This is a genomic window from Micromonospora sp. NPDC049529, assembly GCF_055586685.1.
Window position 1 is genome coordinate 59,063 of record NZ_JBVJHT010000030.1, and the last position, 18,892, is coordinate 77,954.

Sequence of the window (18,892 nt, forward strand, 5' to 3'; positions counted from 1 at the left end):
CGCATGCCCCGATCAGCTCCTCACGATCGGGCAAACGATCACCGGGGCGACGGCGTTACGGCACACCCCGCCCAGCCACCCGGACGGGTCATCCGGCCCGGTGGGTTAAGCTGGTCGGGTGCGGATGACGACAGACGGTTGGCGGGCCCCCTGACGGGCGGCCACGCATCCGCGCACCCCGAGACCCACCACGGCCGCCCCACCCGGGCGGCCGTTGACGTGTGCGCACCCGGGACGGGCGGTCGACGTACTCCAAGGAGCCCCCGATGACCGCGACCCCGACGATCACCCGGACCCTGCCGAAGCGCCGGCTGACCGGCCTCAAACCCACCGGTTCGCTGCACCTGGGCAACCTGCTCGGCGCGATCCGCCCGGTGGTCGACGCCCAGTACCGGGCCGAGACCATCGTCTTCCTCGCCGACCTGCACGCGCTCACCGTCGCCCACGAGCCGGCGAGGGTTCGCGAACGGACCCTGGAGCAGGCGACCATGCTGCTCGCCGCCGGCCTCGACCCGGACCGGGCCATCCTGTACGTCCAGTCGCAGTTGCCGGAGCACACCGAACTGCACTTCCTGCTCGAATGCGCCACCGGTGTCGGCGAGGCCCAGCGGATGATCCAGTTCAGGGAGCAGTCCGCCGCCCAGCAGCAGGTACGGCTGAGCCTGTTGACGTACCCGGTGCTGATGACGGCCGACATCCTGCTGCACGACGCCGAGGAGGTGCCGGTCGGCGAGGACCAGAGCCAGCACCTGGAACTCGCCCGGGACGTCGCGACCCGGTTCAACGCCCGGTACGGCGAGACGTTCACCGTGCCGCGCGCCGTCCATCCGCAGGTGGCCACCAGGGTGATGGAGCTGAGCGACCCGACCTCGAAGATGGGCAAGACCACCAGCGCGGACGCCGGCACGATCTTCCTGCTCGACCCGCCGGAGGTGATCCGGCGCAAGGTGACCCGCGCGGTCACCGACTCCGGGCGACGGGTCGAGTACGACCCGGACACCCGCCCCGGCCCGGCGAACCTGCTGGAGATCCTGGCCGCCTGCGTGGACGCCGCGCCGGCCACCCTCGCCGAGGAGTTCACCTCCTACAGCAAGCTGAAGCGGGCGGTCGCGGAGGCGGTCGAGGCGCTGCTGCGCCCGATCCAACTCCGCCACGCGGAGCTGGCCCGCGACCCCGGTTACGTCCGGCGGGTGCTGGCCGAGGGGGCCGAACGGGCCCGTGACGGTGCCACCGACACGGTGCACCGGGCCAAGCGCGCCATCGGCCTGCTCACCTGAAGAGCGGTGACCCCGGTGTACGGGGACAGACCCGTCCCCGTACACCGCTCACGCCGAAACCAGGATCCGTTTCTCGAAGCACGCGCTGTACGGGTTGCCGACGTGCCGGCCGTAGACCGGGATCTCGGTGTAGCCGGCCGAACGGTAGAGGGCCAACGCCGAGGGCAGGTAGGTCCCGGTCTCCAGGCGCAACACGGAGTGACCGGCCCAGAAGGCCAGTTCCTCCAGCGCACCGAGCAGTTGCCGCCCGATGCCCCGCCTGCGGTGGGCCGGGCGGACGTACATCCGCCTGATCTCGGCGGTGGTCGCATCGATCGACTGGATCGCGCCGCAGGCCACCGCACGGCCGCTGAGCACGCCGACCAGGTGCCGTACGTCGTCGCGGGTGGGAAAGGAGTCGTCCACCCCGCCGGCCGGTCGGTTCGCCTCCCGTAGCTCCCGCTGCTGTGCGGTCACCAGGGCGGCGAGCTCCGGATCGGAGCATGGACGAGACTCGATCAGCATCCACTCAGGGTAATCAGACGCCATTTCGCCCAGGTTTCTCGAAAGTGGCGCCAATAGAGCGCGTACCCGTCTAGTCGACGGCGCTGTCCCCGCCACCGACGGTCACCGGCGCGTCGTCGGCGTCGGCGTCGGCCGCTGCCGCGAGCGCCGCCTGCAACTCGTCCTCCGGGCGTACCCGCCGGGCCTTACGAGCGGCCAGCCGCTGCGATGCCGACGGACGCGACGACTGGGTCTCCAGCCGGATGTCGGTGCCCCGGTTACCGGGCGTGAAGTCCACCCCGGCGTAGAGGGTCGGCTGCCAGTCGAACTCGCGTACGCCGATCCGGACCAGGCTGCCCGGCTGGGCTCCGGCCTTGGCGAGCTTCTCCTCGACGCCCAACCGGGCCAGCCGGTCGGCGAGGAAGCCTACGGCCTCGTCGTTGTCGAAGTTCGTCTGCCGTACCCAGCGCTCCGGGCGCGGGCCGTGCACCACGAACGCGCCGTCGTCGGTGGTCTCGATGGTGAAACCGGCGTCGTCCACCGCGACCGGGCGGAGCACGATCCGGGTCGGTTCGAGCACCGGCGTCGCCGCCCGGTGCTGCTCGACCAGCTCCGCCATGGCGAAGGTCAGTTCCCGCAGCCCGACCCGGGTCGCCGCCGACACCTCGAAGACCCGCAGGCCCCGCGCCTCGATGTCGGCGCGGGTGATGTCGGCGAGGTCCTTCCCGTCCGGCACGTCCACCTTGTTGAGTACGACGATCCGTGGCTTGTCCGCCAGCCCGCCGTACTCGGCCAGCTCGGCCTCGATGGCGTCGATGTCGGCGAGCGGGTCCCGGCCCGGCTCCAGGGTCGCGGTGTCCACCACGTGGGCCAGCACCGAGCAGCGCTCGATGTGCCGCAGGAACTCCAGCCCGAGGCCCTTGCCGCTGGCGGCGCCCGGGATCAGCCCCGGTACGTCGGCGACGGTGAAGGTGTGGTTCTCCACCCGGACCACGCCGAGGTTCGGCACCAGGGTGGTGAACGGGTAGTCGGCGATCTTCGGCTTGGCGGCCGAGATCACCGAGATCAGCGAGGACTTGCCGGCCGAGGGGAAGCCCACCAGGCCGACGTCGGCGACGCTCTTGAGTTCGAGTACGACGTCCATCTCGTCGCCGGGCTCGCCCAGTTCGGCGAAGCCGGGGGCCTTGCGCCGGGCGTTGGCCAGCGAGGCGTTGCCGCGCCCGCCGCGCCCGCCGCGGGCGACCTCGAAGATGGTGCCGGCGCCGGTCATGTCGGCCAGTACCTCGCCGGTGGTGCTCAGCACCACCGTGCCGGCGGGCACCTTGAGGACCAGGTCGCCGCCGTTGGCGCCGTCCCGGTTGGAACCGGCGCCGCCCTTGCCGTTGTCGGCCTTGATGTGCGGCCGGAAGTGGAAGTCGAGCAGGGTGTGCACCTGCGGGTCGACGATCAGCGAGACGCTGCCGCCGTGACCGCCGTTGCCGCCGTCGGGGCCACCGAACGGCTTGAACTTCTCCCGGTGGATGGAGACGCAGCCGTGCCCGCCGTCGCCGGCCCGCAGATGCAGGACGACCCGGTCAACGAAGGTAATCACGACGCCAATCCTCTCCGCGGGGCCCATCCCCGCGACAACAAGCCTGCCACGCAAACGGCGAAGCGGGCCGGGACACTCAGGTCCGCGGCCCGCTTCGCCGAATGGAGAAGCTAACTACTGTGCCGCCGGCACGATGCTGATGACCTTGCGGCCACGCTTGGTGCCGAACTGGACCGCACCCGGGGCCAGCGCGAAGAGCGTGTCGTCGCCGCCGCGCCCGACCAGGTCGCCGGGGTGGAACTTGGTGCCGCGCTGCCGGATCAGGATCGTGCCGGCGCTGACCACCTGGCCACCGAACCGCTTGACACCGAGCCGCTGCGCCTGGGAGTCGCGACCATTGCGCGAGCTGGACGCACCCTTTTTGTGAGCCATCTGAGGACGACCTAACTTTCCGCTGGACTCTTACCCTGCCGCCGACTACTTACCGTTGGAGATGCCGGTCACCTTGACCTGGGTCAGCGGCTGACGGTGCCCCTGACGCTTGTGGTAACCGGTCTTGTTCTTGAACTTGTGGATCCGGATCTTCGGGCCCTTGGTGTGGGCGGCGATCTCGCCGGAAACCGCGACCTTGGCGAGCTTGGCCGCGTCGGTCACCAGGTCGGTGCCGTCGACGAGGAGCACCGCGGAGAGCGTCACCGCGTCGCCAGGCTCACCGACGAGCTTCTCGACCTCGATCACGTCGCCCTCGGCGACCTTGTACTGCTTGCCGCCGGTCTTGACGATCGCGTACATCGGAGGCGGACTCCCTGTCGTTGAGGCTGTTGGGATGCTGTTCGCGGCTGCTCACCTCGGCCGCACGAATGCGGGGGCGGGCACGCGAGAGCTTGGCGCCAAAGGTGCGCCGCAGGCTAGCGTACGCCATGGCCGGTCCGGTGCTCAAACCGGGCCCCGTGGCTCAGCTCCCGCAGAGCTGCCCGACCCGCTCGTTCAGCGACTCCAGCTTGATCTCGTCGATCGAGTTCGCGTCGGGCTTCATGCTACCGACCTGCGCCGCCAACTCGCCGAGGGTGGTCTTCAGGGTGGCGTCGGTGGCCCTGGCGGCGTGCCCGCGCAGCGCACCGGTCCAGTCGGCCAGACTCTTCTCCGCCCGGCCCCGGGCGGCCGTCGCGGCAGCGGTGTCGCCGTCACTGGTCGCCTGCATCATCGCCACCATCTCGGTGATGAAGGCCGTACCCATGTCGGTGTTGGTCTTCAGCGCCGCCGCGCAGACCTCCTTGGCGTTACCGCCGGCCGGGGCGACCACCGGCGGCGGGTTCGCCGGGGCACCGGGACCGGCCGTGGCACCGCCCGGCACGTCGTTCGAACCGGCCGGTGGCATGCCGCTGGCGCCGGGAGCACCGGAGGCGCCCGGTACGGCCGAAGCGGGAGCGGAACCCGACGCGGACGGGGCGGCCGTACCCGAGGGGGCCTGCCCCTCCTGGCGGGCACGTTCGGCAGCACAGCCGGAGCCGACCAGCAGGACGGCGGTGAACACGGCGGCGGTGATGACGGCGGCCGGCAGCGGGCGTCGCATCTGTTCTCCTCGCGAGGGGGTGCGGATGGTAAAAGGCCCCTTCCAGTCGCATTTTGGCCTGGAAGGGGCCTTCTCAGCGCTCGGCCCCTAGTGCACCGCACCGGCGCGTCGGGCGCAACCGGTGCGGGGCACATGATCGTTGCGATCGGCTCCCGGAGAGCGATCGGAAAAACAGGTCAGGGACGGGTACGCCGACGCGTGCCACCGCGCCGCGACCGCCGCCGGCCACCGACACCGCCCTCGGTCGGCTCACCGTCCTCGTCGAGCTCACCGCCCTCGCCCAGCGCGTCCGGATCGTCGGCCCCGGCCAGCCGGGCGGACCCGATCGGCGTGGTGTCGGCCTCGTCCGGCGTCTCGGGCGTGTCTACCTCGTACCGCGACAGGTCGTACCCCATGGTGTCGACCTCGTCGGAGTCGGCGATCTCGACCGCGACCCGTTCCGGTGCCGCGCTCTTGCGGGCCCGGGTACGCCGGCTGACCACCGGGGTCTCGGCCGGCGTGGTCGGCGCGGCGGTGCTGCTCGGCACGCTGGCCGAGGCGACCGCCTTCACCCGGTCACCGGCGCCGTTGCTCGGGCCGGTGGTGGCGCCGACGCGCTTCTCCGGCACCGGCTCGGTGTGGATGATCACCCCGCGCCCCTTGCAGCAGTCACAGGTCTCGCTGAACGCCTCCAGCAGCCCGGCGCCGATCCGCTTGCGGGTCATCTGCACCAGACCCAGCGAGGTGATCTCGGTGACCTGGTGCTTGGTCCGGTCCCGGCCGAGGCACTCGGTGAGCCGGCGCAGCACCAGCTCACGGTTGGACTCCAGCACCATGTCGATGAAGTCGATCACGACGATGCCACCGAGGTCCCGCAACCGGAGCTGGCGGACGATCTCCTCGGCCGCCTCCAGGTTGTTCCGGGTGACGGTCTCCTCCAGGTTGCCGCCGGCACCGGTGTACTTGCCGGTGTTCACGTCGACGACGGTCATCGCCTCGGTCCGGTCGATCACCAGGTGACCGCCGGAGGGCAGGTAGACCTTGCGGTCCAGGCCCTTGAGGATCTGCTCGTCGATCCGCCGCTCGACGAAGACGTCACCCGTGCCGGTGTGCCGGTGCAACCGGGCCACCAGGTCCGGCGAGACGCCCGCCAGGTACGACTCGACCATCGCGTACGACTCGTCGCCCTGCACGACCAGCTCGCGGAAGTCCTCGTTGAACAGGTCCCGGACCACCCGGATGACCAGGTCGGGCTCCTCGTAGAGCAGCGCCGGGGCGCCTCCCTCGGCCGCGCGGGCCTGGATGTCCTCCCACTGCGCCTGCAACCGCTTGACGTCGCGGGCGAGCTCGTCCTCGCTGGCGCCCTCGGCGGCGGTCCGGACGATCACGCCCGCACCGTCCGGGACCAGCTTCTTCAGCACGTCGCGCAACCGCTTGCGCTCGTTGTCCGGCAGCTTGCGGCTGATCCCGGAGGCGTTGCCGTTGGGCACGTAGACCAGATGCCGGCCGGAGAGGGCGATGTGGCTGGTCAGCCGCGCGCCCTTGTGCCCGATCGGGTCCTTGGTCACCTGGACCAGCACCGCGTCGCCGGAGCGCAGCGCGTGCTCGATCGAGCGGGCCCGTCCCTCCAGGCCGCTCATGTCCCAGTTGACCTCACCGGCGTAGAGCACCGCGTTGCGGCCCCGGCCGACGTCGACGAACGCCGCCTCCATGCTGGGCAGGACGTTCTGCACCTTGCCCAGGTAGACGTTGCCGGCCATGGTGCCGGAGGTGGCCCGGGTGACGTAGTGCTCGACCAGCACCCCGTCCTCGAGCACGGCGATCTGCGTACGGTCGCCGCGCTGGCGGACCACCATCACCCGGTCGACCGCCTCGCGGCGGGCCAGGAACTCCGACTCGCTCAGGATCGGCGGCCGGGTACGGCGCTGCTCGCGCCCGTCACGCCGACGCTGCCGCTTCGCCTCCAGCCGGGTCGACCCGGAGACGCCCTGCACCTCGTCGGTGGTCCGACGCGGCTCACGGATCTTGACGACGGTGTGTACGCCGTCCTCGGCGCCGGCCCCCTCGGTGCCGTCCCCGGTGCCCTTGCGGCGGCGGCGACGGCGGCGCCGGGTCAGCCCGTCGCCTCCCTCGGTGTCGTCTTCCTCGTCCTCTTCGGCTTCGGCCTCGGCCTCGGCCTGCGCCGGTTCCTCGGCTTCCTCGTCCTCGAGCTCGTCGGTCGGGCCCTTGCCCCGGCCCCGGCCCCGGCGTCCGCGACGACGACGACGGCGGCCACCGGCCTCGTCCTCCTCGTCGTCGTCTTCCTCGTCCAGGTCGACCTGGTCCGGCTCACCGTCGGTGGCGGCGTCGGTGACCGGCTCGACCGTGTCGTTGGGCAGCTCGACCGGCTCACCGGTACGGCGACCGCGACGGCGGCGACGGGCCGGCTCGACCGGCTCGGCGTCGGCCTCCTCGGCCGCTTCGTCGTCGAGTGCCACGGGAACCGGCTCGATCAGCGCGGCCGGCGGCGGGGCGGTGGTCGGCCGGGCCGCCGGCCGCTCCGGTTCGGGGGCCATGAACAGCACGGTCGGGGCGGAGAGCGCGGCCCGACGGCGTCGGGTGCGCGGCACCTCCTCCTCGGCCGGCTCGGCGAGATCGGGTCCGCTCGGGGCGGTCGCGACGGTCGGCGGCACGGCGACACCCGGCGGCACCTGCTCGGCGCCCGCGGGTGGGGTCGGCTCCTCCTCGACCGGGGTCGGCGCGGCCGGCGGGGTGACCGCGACGGCCTCGGGCTCGGTGGGAGGGGTCTCCGGCTCGGCCTCGGCCGCCGCCGGTACGGCCTTGCGCCGCCGGGTACGGGTGACCTTGACCGGCGGGGCGGCCTCGGCCTGCTCCGGCTCGGCGACCGGCGCGACGCCGGTGAGCTGGGTGGAGTCCCCGCCGGAGGCGGTCAGCTCGGGGTCGGCCGTGCCACCGGTGCCGAGTTCGCCGACGACCGCGGGCGGTTCGTCCTGCTTGTCGGCGGTGGTGGCCTTTCGCCGTCGCCGGGTGACTTTCGGTGCCGGCTCGGTGTCGCCCGCGACCGGGGCGAAAACCTCGGCCTGCGGCGCCTCGTCGGAGCCGGTCCGGGCCTCGCCCGGTGCCTCCACCGGAGCCCCGCCCTCGGTCGACTCGGCGGTGGCCGACGGCGTACGCCGCCGGGTCGTACGGGTACGCCGAACGGGCGTGCTGTCAGTGGTCTCGGCGGGGTCCCCGGCCGGCTGGGAGCCGGTCCGTTCGCCGCCCTCGGGCTCGTTGTCGAGCATTGGACGTTCTCCAGTTCTGGCTGCCCCGGGCGCGGGTGAGCGCTGCCACGCAGGGTTGCCGCAAAGGTGTTTCCGGTAGCGCGTCCAGGTGCACGTCTACCGAAGTCTGGCTAACACTGAGCGCTGGCCGAATTCGACTAGCGTTCACCGATGGATGCCCAGTCGCGGTCCGCCTCCAACGGATCCGCGATCGCCCCGTGCGCGGTCAAACTGCCCTGCGCCAGCCGGGTAGCCCTTGGCGGCACCGGCGGCTCCAGGTCGGCCACCACGCGGAGGCCGGAAAGGACGTCATCGGGTCGTACGGACGGAGTGACCTGCCGTATGACTAGGTCGAGTATCGCACACGGTACGCCCGCGACCTCGGAAGGTGCCCCAGTCTGGTCGATCACATCGACCCTGTTGACTGCCTCTCGCGCGTCGAACGTACGCCGCCCCTGCTTGGTCAACCGTTCGACCAGCACCTCGGACGAGGACCGGAATTTCTCCACCGCCTGCCGCGCGAGGTCGGGCTCGACACCGGGCAACTCGATCCGCCAGTGCGAGGCGTCGATCCGCTCGGCCAGGCTGCCGCCCCGGGCGACCACCACCTCCAACACGTCGAGTCCGGGCGACAGGGCCGCGTCGAGGGCCTCCCGCAGCGCCGCCGGGTCGACCTCGGCCTGCAACCCGACCTCCAGGTACTCGGCCTCGCTCGCGGTGCCGGTGGGCGCCGCGCTGGCGTACGAGATCTTGGGGTGCGGGGTGAAGCCCTGGGAGAAGGCCACCGGCACGCCGGAGCGGCGCAGTGCCCGCTCGAACGCGCGCGCGAAGTCGCGGTGCGAGGTGAACCGCAGCGGCCCACGCTTGGCGTACCTGATCCGGATCCGCTGTACGACCGGCGCCTGACCACCCTCTGGCTGGTTTTTCTTGCTGATCGTGGTGCTCCTCGGTGTGGCGGCCGGGCGGGTATGGCCCGTCCGGCTCGGATGGGTACGGCCTGCGGCGGCCGACGGCGGCCTGGTCAGGCGCCGGTCGGCACCCGCAGTCCGGGGTTGACCGGGGTGAGCGGCAGCAACTTCTTGCCGGTCGGCCCGATCTGGATCTCGGTGTCCATCGAGGGACAGACACCGCAGTCGAAACACGGGGTCCACCGGCAGTCATCCTGCTCGAACTCGGACATCGAGTCCTGCCAGTCCTGCCAGAGCCAGTCCTTGTCCAGGCCGGAGTCGAGGTGGTCCCAGGGCAGGACCTCCTGCTCCTCGCGCTGCCGGGTGGTGTACCAGTCGAGGTCGACACCGAAGGTCGGCAGCACCTCGGCGGCGGCGCCCACCCAGCGCTGGTAGGAGAAGTGCTCGCTCCAGCCGTCGAACCGCCCGCCGTTCTCCCAGACCTTGCGGATCACCGCGCCGACCCGGCGGTCGCCCCGGGAGAGCAGCCCCTCGATCAGCGACGGCTCGCCGTCGTGGTAGCGGTAGCCGATCGCCCGGCCGAGTGACCGGTCCGAGTTGATCGCCTGCTTGAGCAGCCGGAGCCGGTTGTCGATCACCTCCGGGGTCTCCATCTTCGCCCACTGGAACGGGGTGTGCGGCTTGGGTACGAAGCCGCCGATGGAGACGGTGCAGCGGATGTCCTTCGACCCCGTCGCCGCCCGCCCGGCCTTGATCACCTCGTGCGCGAGCCGGGCGATCTGGAGTACGTCCTCGTCGGTCTCGGTGGGCAGCCCGCACATGAAGTAGAGCTTCACCTGCCGCCACCCGTTGGTGTAGGCGGTGACCACGGTGCGGATGAGATCCTCCTCCGACACCATCTTGTTGATCACCTTGCGGATCCGCTCGGAACCGCCCTCCGGGGCGAAGGTCAACCCGGTACGCCGGCCGTTGCGGGACAGTTCCTGAGCCAGGTCGATGTTGAACGCGTCGACCCGGGTGGAGGGCAGCGAGAGCGAGACGTTGGTGCCGGCGTACTGCTCGGCCAGGCCGGAGCACATGTCGCCGATCTCGGAGTGGTCGGCCGAGGAGAGGGAGAGCAGACCCACCTCGGAGAAGCCGGAGAACTCCAGCCCGTCGCGGACCATCTGCCCGACGGTGGTGATCGAACGTTCCCGTACCGGACGGGTGATCATGCCGGCCTGGCAGAACCGGCAACCCCGGGTGCACCCCCGGAAGATCTCCACCGCGTACCGCTCGTGCACCGTTTCGGCGAGCGGGACCAGGGGCTTCTTCGGGTACGGCCAGGCGTCGAGGTCCATCGTCGTGCGCTTGTGCACCCGGAACGGTACGTCCGCCCGGTTCGGCACCACCCGCTGGATCCGACCGTCGGGCAGGTAGTCGACGTCGTAGAACTTCGGAACGTAGACGCTCTCGGTCCGGGCCAGCCGCAGCAGCAGCTCGTCCCGGCCGCCCGGCGACCCCTCGTTCTTCCACTGCCGCACGATCGCGGTGATCTCCAGTACGGCTTCCTCGCCGTCACCGAGCACCGCCGCGTCGATGAAGTCGGCGATCGGCTCCGGGTTGAACGCCGCGTGCCCACCGGCCACGATGATCGGGTCGGCGTCGGTCCGGTCGGCGGCGAGCATCGGCATGCCGGCCAGGTCGATCGCGGTGAGCAGGTTGGTGTAGCCCAGCTCGGTGCTGAACGAGATGCCGAACAGGTCGAAGCTGCCGACCGGCCGGTGCGCCTCGACGGTGAACTGCGGCACCCGGTGCTCGCGCATCAGCGCCTCAAGGTCCGGCCAGACCGCGTACGTCCGCTCGGCCAGCACGTCCGGCTGCTCGTTGAGCACCTCGTAGAGGATCTGCACGCCCTGGTTGGGCAGCCCCACCTCGTACGCGTCCGGATACATCAGCGCCCAGCGGACGGTCGCCGACTCCCACTCCTTGATTACCGCGCCCAGCTCGCCGCCCACGTACTGGATAGGCTTGCTGACCTGGGGCAACAGTGGCTCCAGCTGCGGCCAGATGCTGTTGCTGTGGCTCGTGGTGGTCGTCGGGACGCTCATGACCGCCAAGGGTACGCGGCACGCCCGGCCGACCGGCCGGCATATGCCCGACCCGTCGCGTACGCCCCGGCGCGGGAGGGTGGTGCCCTTGTGGCCCTCGATGCCGATGTGGCCCGCCGCTACTACCCTCGTACCGGCGCGCGAGAGGAGCACAACCCGATGCCGGAGCCACAGCCGGAAGCCACCCCACCGGCCGGCCGGTCCCAACCGTCCGAGCCGTCGGCCGACGCTCCGGCCCCGGAGCGGCGGCCCGCCGAGCCGACCCCCGTCCCGGAGCCGGAGTCACCGACCTCCCCCGCCGCGAACCCGGAGCGGACGGAGAAGCCCTCGGCCGACCCACCCCCGACCAGGGTGGAGACGCCGCAGCTGGACGACCCGCCGACGACCGGGTCGGACGAGCCGGCGACCGAGCCGGCGCCACCACGCTGGTCCGGGTCGGCGGCGGTGCCCCCGCCGACGCCGAAAAAGAAGCGTCGCCCGTTCGGCGGCGGCGACGGCGGTGGCGGGGAGCAGGACCAGGCGGTGCCGCCCCCACGCAACCCGACCCTGCGGCTACCGGCCGGCGACCCGGACCACCCGGACCGGAGCCATCCGGACCAGAGCCACCCGGACCGGAGCCACCCGGACCGGAGCCACCCGGACCGGGACACCCCGGTCGACCCGTGGGCCGCGGCGGATCCGGAACCGTGGGCCGCGCACGTGGCCTCGATCTCGCCGGCCGAGCCGTACCGCCCCGTCTCGCCCGCGCAGCCGTACCACCCCGTCTCACCCGCGCAGGCGTACCAGCCGGGCGCTCCGGGTGAGCCGTACCGGCCGGGGGCGCCCGCGCCGGCGTACCAGCCGCCGCATCCGCCGGTGCGGCCGTACCCGGCGACGCGGCCGTTCTCGGCGGACCTGGCGCCGGCCCCGCCGGCTGCCGTCCCTTCCCCTCCCCCGCCACCGCCGCCTCCTCCGGCACCACCGGCCCGGTCGGCGGCGCCGACGCCGGTGGTCAAGGTGCCGGCGCAGTCCCGGCGCGGTCGCCGGGACCGGGACAGTCCGCCGCCCGGCCCCGGCCCGACGACCGCGCCGCCGCCCGGCTGGCGCGCACCGCCCGGCTACGTCGCGGTCACCGGCCGGCGACGGCGGCGGTGGCCGAGGGTGATGCTGGTGCTGTCGCTGCTCGGCATCGCCTGCTGCTGCGGCGGACCGGCCTGGTACGCCAAGCCGATGTGGGAGCAGTACCCGGTCAGCGCCACCCTCCCGGCCGAGCTGGTCGACCTGCACAAACGCGAGGACCGGGCGAGCGAGCAGGTCACGACGCAGCTCAAGGAGCAGATGGCCACCAGTGACCTGTTCGGCGACACCTTCGCCGGGGTCTACACCGACCCGTCGAACAAGGTGGTCACCATTTTCGGCAGCACCGGATTCCGGTGGAATCCCGAACAGGACCTCGACACCACGATGGCGCAGCTGAGCAGCGACTACGCGCTCAGCGACGTGACCGCGATCGACACCGGCGTACGGGGCGAGTTCCAGCGGTGCGGCATCGGTCAGGCCGGGAAGACCGACGTGGTGGTCTGCTCCTGGGCCGACCACGGCAGTCTCGGCACGGTGCTGTTCACGCGACTGTCGATGGAGGACAGCGCGAGCCTGCTGACCCGGCTCCGGGCCGAGATCATCCGACACGAGTGACCATATTTCATGTGACCGGATACACAGCCGATCCACGGTCATGCCCCGGTAGGAACCAGCCAGGCGGTGCACAATCGGGCTATGTCGCGGCGCTGGATCTTCGCTGACCAACTCGGGCCGCACTTCCTCGACGACCGCGACCAGCAACTACTCCTGATCGAGTCGAAGGCGGTCTTCCGCCGCCGGGCGTTCCACCGGCAGAAGGCCCACCTGATCCTGTCCGCGCTCCGTCACCGGGCCGCCGAACTCGGTGACCAGGCAACGTACGTACGCACGGAGACCTATCGGGAGGGTCTTCGGCAGGTCCGTGGACCGATCGAGGTCTGCCACCCGACCTCGCGTCGGGCCCGGGACCTGGTGCGCTCACTGGACGACCGGGTGGCCGTGCTGCCGGCGCGCGGTTTCGTCACCAGCCAGGCCGACTTCACCACCTGGGCCGACGACCGGCGCGGTGCGATGCGGCTGGACGACTTCTACCGCTACGCGCGCCGCCACCACCGGGTGCTGCTCGACGACAACGAGCCGGCCGGCGGCCGCTGGAGTCTCGACGCCGACAACCGGCAGCCGCCGCCGAAGGAGTCCGACCGGCTCGACGTCCCCGCTCCGCCGCTGCCGGAGGAGGACGACATCGACGCCGAGGTCCGGCACGACCTCGACCGGTGGGCGGCGGAGGGGATCCGGTTCGTCGGCCGGGACGGGCCCCGGCTCTTCCCCGTCAGCCGGGCCGAGGCGACCGTCCGGCTGCGGCACTTCCTCCGGCACCGGCTGCCGAGCTACGGGCCGTACGAGAACGCGATGCTCGCCGCCGACCCGTTCATGGCGCACAGCCTGCTCTCGTCGTCGTTCAACCTCGGACTGCTCGACCCGGTGGAGGCGATCCGGGGCGCCGAGCAGGCCTACCGGGAGCAGCAAGCCCCATTATCCAGTGTGGAGGGTTTCGTCCGGCAGCTACTCGGCTGGCGGGACTTCGTCTGGCACCTCTACTGGTACTTCGACGCCGGCCACCGGGGGCCCGACCGGCTCAGCGCCCGCAAATCGGTGCCGGCCTGGTTCGCCGACCTCGACGCCGACGCGGTGCAGGCGCGCTGCCTCGCCGACGTACTGGCCGGGGTCCGGGACCGGGGGTGGGTGCACCACGCCTCCCGGCTCATGGTGCTCGGCAACTACGCGGTGCAGCGCGGCTGGCGCCCGTCGGAGCTGGTCGACTGGTTCCACCGGTCGTTCGTCGACGGCCACGAGTGGGTACTGACGGCCAACGTCCCCGGCATGAACCCGTACGCCGATCCGGGCCAGCTGACCACCAAGCCGTACGCGGCCGGCGGATCGTACCTCAACCGGATGAGCGACTACTGCGGCGGCTGCCGGTACGACCCGAAGCAGCGGCTGGGCGAGGACGCGTGCCCGTACACCGCCGGGCACTGGGTCTGGCTCGACCGCACCCGCGAGCGTCTGCCCGGCAACGCGCGGATGGCGCGCAGCCTGCGCCAACTCGACCAGCTCGACGACGTACCGGCGATCCGGGAACAGGAACGCCGACGCGGCTCCACCGCCCCGTGACGACGCGGCTCCACGACGCGGCTCCACGACGCGGCTCCACGACGCGGCTCCACGACGCGGCTCCACGGCCGGTGAGGCGAAGCCGGAGAGCCGCAGGGCCGGGGCGTCGGGGAGCCGCCCGGCGCGCGCTGCTACTCGGTCGGGTCGGCGGTGGGGCTCTGCCGGGCCGGCGCGTACCGCGGCACGTACTCCTGGCCGGTGAGCCGTTGGATCTCCGTCATCAGCTCGTCGGTGACCTCGCGCAGCGACGTGCGGTCGTCGCCCCGTCCGCTGACGTCGATCGGCTTGCCGAAGCGGATCACCACGCCGCGCACGTTCGGCCTCGGCACCCGGACCCCGATCGGCTGGACCTTGTCGGTGCCGACCATGCCGACCGGGATGATCGGTACGCCGGCAGCCATCGCCAACCGCGCCGTGCCGGTACGCCCCCGGTAGAGCCGCCCGTCGGGTGACCGGGTGCCCTCGGGGTAGATCGCGACCAGCTCACCGGCACGCAGCACCGGGATCGCCCCGTCGAACGCCGACAGGGCGGCCCGCCCGCCACCGCGTTCGACCCGGATCGCGCCCAGCCCACCGATCACCGACCGGCTCAGCCAGCCCCGGAACCCGGTCCCGGTGAAGTACTCCGCCTTGGCCCAGAAGGAGATGTGCCGGGCCACCACGGCGCCGAGGAAGAGTTCGTCGGCGACCGAGAGGTGGTTGCCCGCGATGATGGCACCGCCGGTCGTGGGTACGTTCTCCAGCCCCTCGACGGTGGGGCGCCAGACCACGTTCATCGCCGTTCCGACGGTGATTTTGCCGACGGTGTAGAGCAGCGGCACGCGGCCTCCCCTGGTCAGCGCCGGGCCCACCGGTCGCGGCGGCCCTCGCCGCCGCACCGATGGTAGGCCAGAGGCGCTCCGACTTCAGCATCGCCGGCTCTCCATCTCACCCGGCGCTGGCCAGGGCCCGATCGGCCGGGCCGGGGAGGGGCCTCTTCGATGAACGAAGCGGCCCCTCCCGATCGCCGCGGACTCAGACCCGCCGGACGGTCACCGCCACCGGCTCGCCCTCGCCGACCTCGCCGGTGAAGGCGTCGGCCGGCAGTTCGCCGTCGGCGGTGGCGAGCACGATCGAGTCGGCGAGCACCTCCGCCGCCACGAAGTCGCGGTACGCCTCGGCCGCCGCCACCACCTCCGGCGACCCGGTCAGCGCCACCTCGATCCGGTCCGACACGTCCAGGTCGGCGGCGCGGCGGGCCTGCTGCACCACCCGTACGACGTCCCGGGCCAGCCCCTCGGCGGCGAGTTCGGCGGTGACGGTGGTGTCCAGCACGACCACTCCCTCGCCGCCCGGCAGCGGAGCCGAGTGCTCCACGTCGGCGGCGACCAGGCGCAGCTCGTACTCGCCCTCGGCGAGGGTGACCCCGGCGGCCACCGGCGCCCCGTCGACCAGCGACCAGTCGCCCGCCTTGACCGCCTTGATCACCGTCTGCACCTGGCCGCCGACGCGCGGGCCGAGCACCCTCGGCACCACCGTGAGAACCTGCTCGCAGTAGCCGGCCAGCTCGGTGGTGAACAGCACCGTCTTGACGTTGACCTCGTCGGCGATCAGGTCGGCGAACGGTTCCAGGGCGGTCGCGTTCGAGCTGGCCACGGTGAGCGACGACAGCGGCAGCCGAACCCGCAGTCCCTTCGCCTTGCGCAGCGACAACGCCACCGAGCAGACCGTACGGGCGTTGTCCATCGCCGCCACCAGCTCGTGGTCGGCGGGGAACTCGGCCGCGTCCGGCCAGTCGGTCAGGTGCACCGACCGCTCACCGGTCAGGCCGCGCCAGATCTCCTCGGCGGTCAGCGGCGCCAGTGGCGCGACCACCCGGCAGAGGGTCTCCAGCACGGTGTAGAGGGTGTCGAACGCCTGCCGGTCGCCGGACCAGAACCGGTCCCGGGAACGGCGGACGTACCAGTTGGTGAGCGCGTCGAGGAACGACCGCACGGTGGCGCAGGCGCCCGAGATGTCGTACTCGTCGAGCTGGGTCTGCACGGTGCTGACCAGCTCACCGGTCTTGGCCAGCACGTACCGGTCCAGCAGAGTGCCCGGTACTCCCGGTTCGACCCTCCTCGCCTCGTAACCGTCGGCGTTGGCGTAGAGGGAGAAGAAGTACCAGACGTTCCAGAGCGGCAGCAGCACCTGACGTACGGCGTCACGGATGCCGACCTCGGTCACCGGCATGTCACCGCCGCGCAGCACCGGCGAGGACATCAGCATCCAGCGCATCGCGTCCGACCCGTAGGAGTCGAAGACGCCGTACACGTCGGGGTAGTTGTTCAGGCTCTTGGACATCTTGCGCCCGTCGGCACCCTGGAGGATGCCGTGCGCCAGGCAGTTGCGGAACGCGGGCCGGTCGAACAACGCCGTCGCCAGTACGTGCATGGTGTAGAACCAGCCGCGGGTCTGGCCGATGTACTCGACGATGAAGTCGCCCGGGTAGTGGTCCTCGAACCAGTCCCGGTTCTCGAACGGGTAGTGCACCTGGGCGAACGGCATCGAACCGGACTCGAACCAGCAGTCCAGCACCTCCGGCACCCGGCGCATCATCGAGCGCCCGGTCGGGTCGTCCGGGTTCGGCCGGACGAGGTCGTCGACCACCGGCCGGTGCAGGTCGGTGACGCGTACGCCGAAGTCACGCTCCAGTTCGTCCAGCGAGCCGTAGACGTCGACCCGGGGGTAGTTCGGGTCGTCGGACTTCCAGACCGGGATCGGCGAACCCCAGAACCGGTTGCGGCTGATCGACCAGTCGCGGGCGTTCGCCAGCCACTTGCCGAACGAGCCGTCCTTGACGTGCCCCGGCGTCCAGTTGATCTCCTGGTTCAGCTCGACCATCCGGTCCCGGAACCGGGTCACCTCGACGAACCAGGACGAGACCGCCTTGTAGATCAGCGGGGTGTCGCAGCGCCAGCAGTGCGGGTACGAGTGGGTGTACGTGTCCTGCCGCAGCACCACCCCCCGCTCCTTGAGCTGCCGGATCACCGGCTTGTTGACGTCGAAGACCTGCTCGCCCTGGTACGTCGGCACCAGCGCGGTGAACCGGGCGTGGTCGTCCACCGTGACGATGGTCGGGATGCCGGCGGCGTTGCAGGCGTTCTGGTCGTCCTCGCCGAACGCCGGGGCGAGGTGCACCACGCCGGTGCCGTCCTCGGTGGTGACGAACTCCGCCCCGAGCACCTGGTAGGCGTTCGGTCCGGCGTGTTCGACGAGGAAGTCGTACAGCGGGGTGTAGCGGCGTCCGACCAGGTCACGGCCGTACACCGTGCCGACCTGGGTGAACCCCTCCAACTCCTTGGCGTACGCGCCGACGCGCGCGGCGCCGACGATGTACCGCTGGCCGTCGCGTTCGAGTACGGCGTACTCGATGTCCGGGCCGACGGCGAGCGCCAGGTTGGACGGCAGCGTCCACGGCGTGGTGGTCCACACGCCGATCTTCTCGCCGGGTTGGCCGTCGGCGGCCGGGTCGAGCTGGAACCAGACGGTCAGCGTCGGGTCGTGCCGCTCCCGGTAGACGTCGTCCATCCGGGTCTCGGTGTTCGACAGCGGCGTCTCACAGCGCATGCAGTACGCCAGCACCCGGAAACCCTCGTAGATCAGGCCCTTCTTGTGCAGGGTCTGGAAGGCCCACATGACGCTTTCCATGTAGTCCAGGTCGAGGGTCTTGTAGTCGTTGCCAAAGTCGACCCAGCGTGCCTGTCGGTTGACGTACCGTTCCCAGTCGTGGGTGTACTGGAGCACCGACGTACGGCAGGCGTCGTTGAACTTCGCCACCCCGAGGTCGAGGATCTCGGCCTTGCTGGTGATGCCGAGCTGTCGTTCGGCGACCACCTCGGCGGGCAGGCCGTGGGTGTCCCAGCCGAACCGCCGCTCGACCCGCCGGCCGCGCATGGTCTGGTAGCGCGGCACCAGGTCCTTGACGTAGCCGGTGAACAGGTGGCCGTAGTGCGGCAGGCCGTTGGCGAACGGGGGTCCGTCGTAGAAGACGTACTCGTTGGCGCCGTTGTCGCCGGCCGGCCGCTGCTCGATGCTCGCCTCGAATGTCTTGTCGGCGGTCCAGTGTTCCAGCACGCGGCGCTCGACCGCGGGCAGGTCGGGGCTCGCCGGTACGCCCGTGCCGTCGGACGCGTGCTTGGGATACGCCATCGGGGGTCGCTCTCCTCGGTGCAGCTCACTGTCAGTGGACTGCGAGGACGAGCCGACACGGTACGCCGGACAGCCGACGCGCCGCGGGACCCGCGGTACCACCCCGCTTGACGGTCAGGATCGACCGCCCGCTCGTTCGTCGGCTGTGACGGGCCGGACCCGTCCGGTTCTACTCCGCCGGCACCCCCTCGTGGAGGCCCCGCCGTTTCTTCCGGAGGCTCCCCGGTGATAGCCGGTTCATCGCCTGTACCCCCCACCTTACCCGCCCCACCCCCCTCCCCACCTCCGACTAACCCCGCCGCACCCCTCGGGCGGTTGATCATGAAGTTAGCGCCTCAGAACCTTGATCGAACCGGCGCCAACTTCATGATCAACGCCCTCGGCCGG

The 18,892-nt window shown here is 71.5% G+C and carries 13 protein-coding genes; 3 read left to right on the forward strand and 10 right to left on the reverse strand.

What is annotated here, in order from left to right:
- Window positions 1-266 precede the first annotated feature (266 nt).
- Window positions 267-1,277, forward strand: a complete 1,011-nt coding sequence (trpS, locus tag ACZ6QQ_RS34725) for a tryptophan--tRNA ligase (protein ID WP_465882118.1) — start codon at window positions 267-269, stop codon at window positions 1,275-1,277.
- 48 nt (window positions 1,278-1,325) lie between these two features.
- On the opposite strand, the gene ACZ6QQ_RS34730 is transcribed toward trpS, so the two are convergent.
- The 8 genes from ACZ6QQ_RS34730 to ACZ6QQ_RS34765 form a co-directional block, all read right to left on the reverse strand.
- Window positions 1,326-1,781 (reverse strand): GNAT family N-acetyltransferase, encoded by a 456-nt coding sequence (locus ACZ6QQ_RS34730; RefSeq protein WP_465882119.1) that lies wholly within the window; start codon window positions 1,779-1,781, stop codon window positions 1,326-1,328.
- A 70-nt stretch (window positions 1,782-1,851) separates the two neighbouring features.
- Window positions 1,852-3,351 (reverse strand): GTPase ObgE, encoded by a 1,500-nt coding sequence (gene obgE / locus ACZ6QQ_RS34735; RefSeq protein ID WP_465882121.1) that lies wholly within the window; start codon window positions 3,349-3,351, stop codon window positions 1,852-1,854.
- Window positions 3,352-3,465: 114 nt separating this feature from the next.
- The gene (gene rpmA, locus ACZ6QQ_RS34740; RefSeq protein WP_326556236.1) at window positions 3,466-3,723 is read right to left on the reverse strand and encodes a 50S ribosomal protein L27; all 258 of its coding nucleotides are present in this window, start codon (window positions 3,721-3,723) and stop codon (window positions 3,466-3,468) included.
- A 45-nt stretch (window positions 3,724-3,768) separates the two neighbouring features.
- Complete coding sequence (rplU, locus tag ACZ6QQ_RS34745) at window positions 3,769-4,083, reverse strand: 50S ribosomal protein L21 (RefSeq protein WP_326556235.1); 315 nt, start codon at window positions 4,081-4,083, stop codon at window positions 3,769-3,771.
- Window positions 4,084-4,246: 163 nt separating this feature from the next.
- Complete coding sequence (locus ACZ6QQ_RS34750) at window positions 4,247-4,864, reverse strand: hypothetical protein (RefSeq protein ID WP_465882123.1); 618 nt, start codon at window positions 4,862-4,864, stop codon at window positions 4,247-4,249.
- A 176-nt stretch (window positions 4,865-5,040) separates the two neighbouring features.
- On the reverse strand, window positions 5,041-8,127 hold the full coding sequence (locus tag ACZ6QQ_RS34755; protein WP_465882124.1) for an Rne/Rng family ribonuclease: 3,087 nt from the start codon (window positions 8,125-8,127) through the stop codon (window positions 5,041-5,043).
- A gap of 137 nt (window positions 8,128-8,264) precedes the next feature.
- Window positions 8,265-8,984, reverse strand: a complete 720-nt coding sequence (locus ACZ6QQ_RS34760) for a TIGR03936 family radical SAM-associated protein (protein ID WP_465882155.1) — start codon at window positions 8,982-8,984, stop codon at window positions 8,265-8,267.
- 143 nt (window positions 8,985-9,127) lie between these two features.
- Complete coding sequence (locus tag ACZ6QQ_RS34765; RefSeq protein ID WP_465882125.1) at window positions 9,128-11,104, reverse strand: TIGR03960 family B12-binding radical SAM protein; 1,977 nt, start codon at window positions 11,102-11,104, stop codon at window positions 9,128-9,130.
- A gap of 159 nt (window positions 11,105-11,263) precedes the next feature.
- On the opposite strand from ACZ6QQ_RS34765, the gene ACZ6QQ_RS34770 reads away from it, so the two are divergent.
- Both ACZ6QQ_RS34770 and ACZ6QQ_RS34775 read left to right on the forward strand, forming a co-directional pair.
- Window positions 11,264-12,778 carry a hypothetical protein gene (locus ACZ6QQ_RS34770; protein ID WP_465882127.1) on the forward strand — a complete coding sequence of 505 codons (1,515 nt, stop codon included), beginning with the start codon at window positions 11,264-11,266 and terminating at the stop codon, window positions 12,776-12,778.
- Between the two features lie 81 nt (window positions 12,779-12,859).
- Window positions 12,860-14,335, forward strand: coding sequence for a cryptochrome/photolyase family protein (locus ACZ6QQ_RS34775; protein ID WP_465882129.1), 1,476 nt, complete (start codon window positions 12,860-12,862; stop codon window positions 14,333-14,335).
- Between the two features lie 131 nt (window positions 14,336-14,466).
- Here the strand turns inward: ACZ6QQ_RS34775 and ACZ6QQ_RS34780 are convergent, their stop codons facing one another.
- A complete protein-coding gene (locus ACZ6QQ_RS34780; RefSeq protein WP_465882130.1) occupies window positions 14,467-15,156 on the reverse strand; it encodes a lysophospholipid acyltransferase family protein in 690 nt (229 codons plus the stop codon).
- Between the two features lie 193 nt (window positions 15,157-15,349).
- On the reverse strand, window positions 15,350-18,505 hold the full coding sequence (gene ileS / locus ACZ6QQ_RS34785; RefSeq protein ID WP_465882131.1) for an isoleucine--tRNA ligase: 3,156 nt from the start codon (window positions 18,503-18,505) through the stop codon (window positions 15,350-15,352).
- Between the last annotated feature and the right edge of the window lie 387 nt (window positions 18,506-18,892).

Excerpts from the sequence above, each read along its gene's own strand:
- trpS (WP_465882118.1), top strand. The coding sequence starts at position 267 with ATGACCGCGACCCCGACGATCACCCGGACCCTGCCGAAGCGCCGGCTG.
- ACZ6QQ_RS34730 (WP_465882119.1), bottom strand. The coding sequence starts at position 1,781 with ATGCTGATCGAGTCTCGTCCATGCTCCGATCCGGAGCTCGCCGCCCTG.
- rpmA (WP_326556236.1), bottom strand. The coding sequence starts at position 3,723 with ATGGCTCACAAAAAGGGTGCGTCCAGCTCGCGCAATGGTCGCGACTCC.
- rplU (WP_326556235.1), bottom strand. The coding sequence starts at position 4,083 with ATGTACGCGATCGTCAAGACCGGCGGCAAGCAGTACAAGGTCGCCGAG.
- ACZ6QQ_RS34750 (WP_465882123.1), bottom strand. The coding sequence starts at position 4,864 with ATGCGACGCCCGCTGCCGGCCGCCGTCATCACCGCCGCCGTGTTCACC.
- ACZ6QQ_RS34755 (WP_465882124.1), bottom strand. The coding sequence starts at position 8,127 with ATGCTCGACAACGAGCCCGAGGGCGGCGAACGGACCGGCTCCCAGCCG.
- ACZ6QQ_RS34765 (WP_465882125.1), bottom strand. The coding sequence starts at position 11,104 with ATGAGCGTCCCGACGACCACCACGAGCCACAGCAACAGCATCTGGCCG.
- ACZ6QQ_RS34770 (WP_465882127.1), top strand. The coding sequence starts at position 11,264 with ATGCCGGAGCCACAGCCGGAAGCCACCCCACCGGCCGGCCGGTCCCAA.
- ACZ6QQ_RS34775 (WP_465882129.1), top strand. The coding sequence starts at position 12,860 with ATGTCGCGGCGCTGGATCTTCGCTGACCAACTCGGGCCGCACTTCCTC.
- ileS (WP_465882131.1), bottom strand. The coding sequence starts at position 18,505 with ATGGCGTATCCCAAGCACGCGTCCGACGGCACGGGCGTACCGGCGAGC.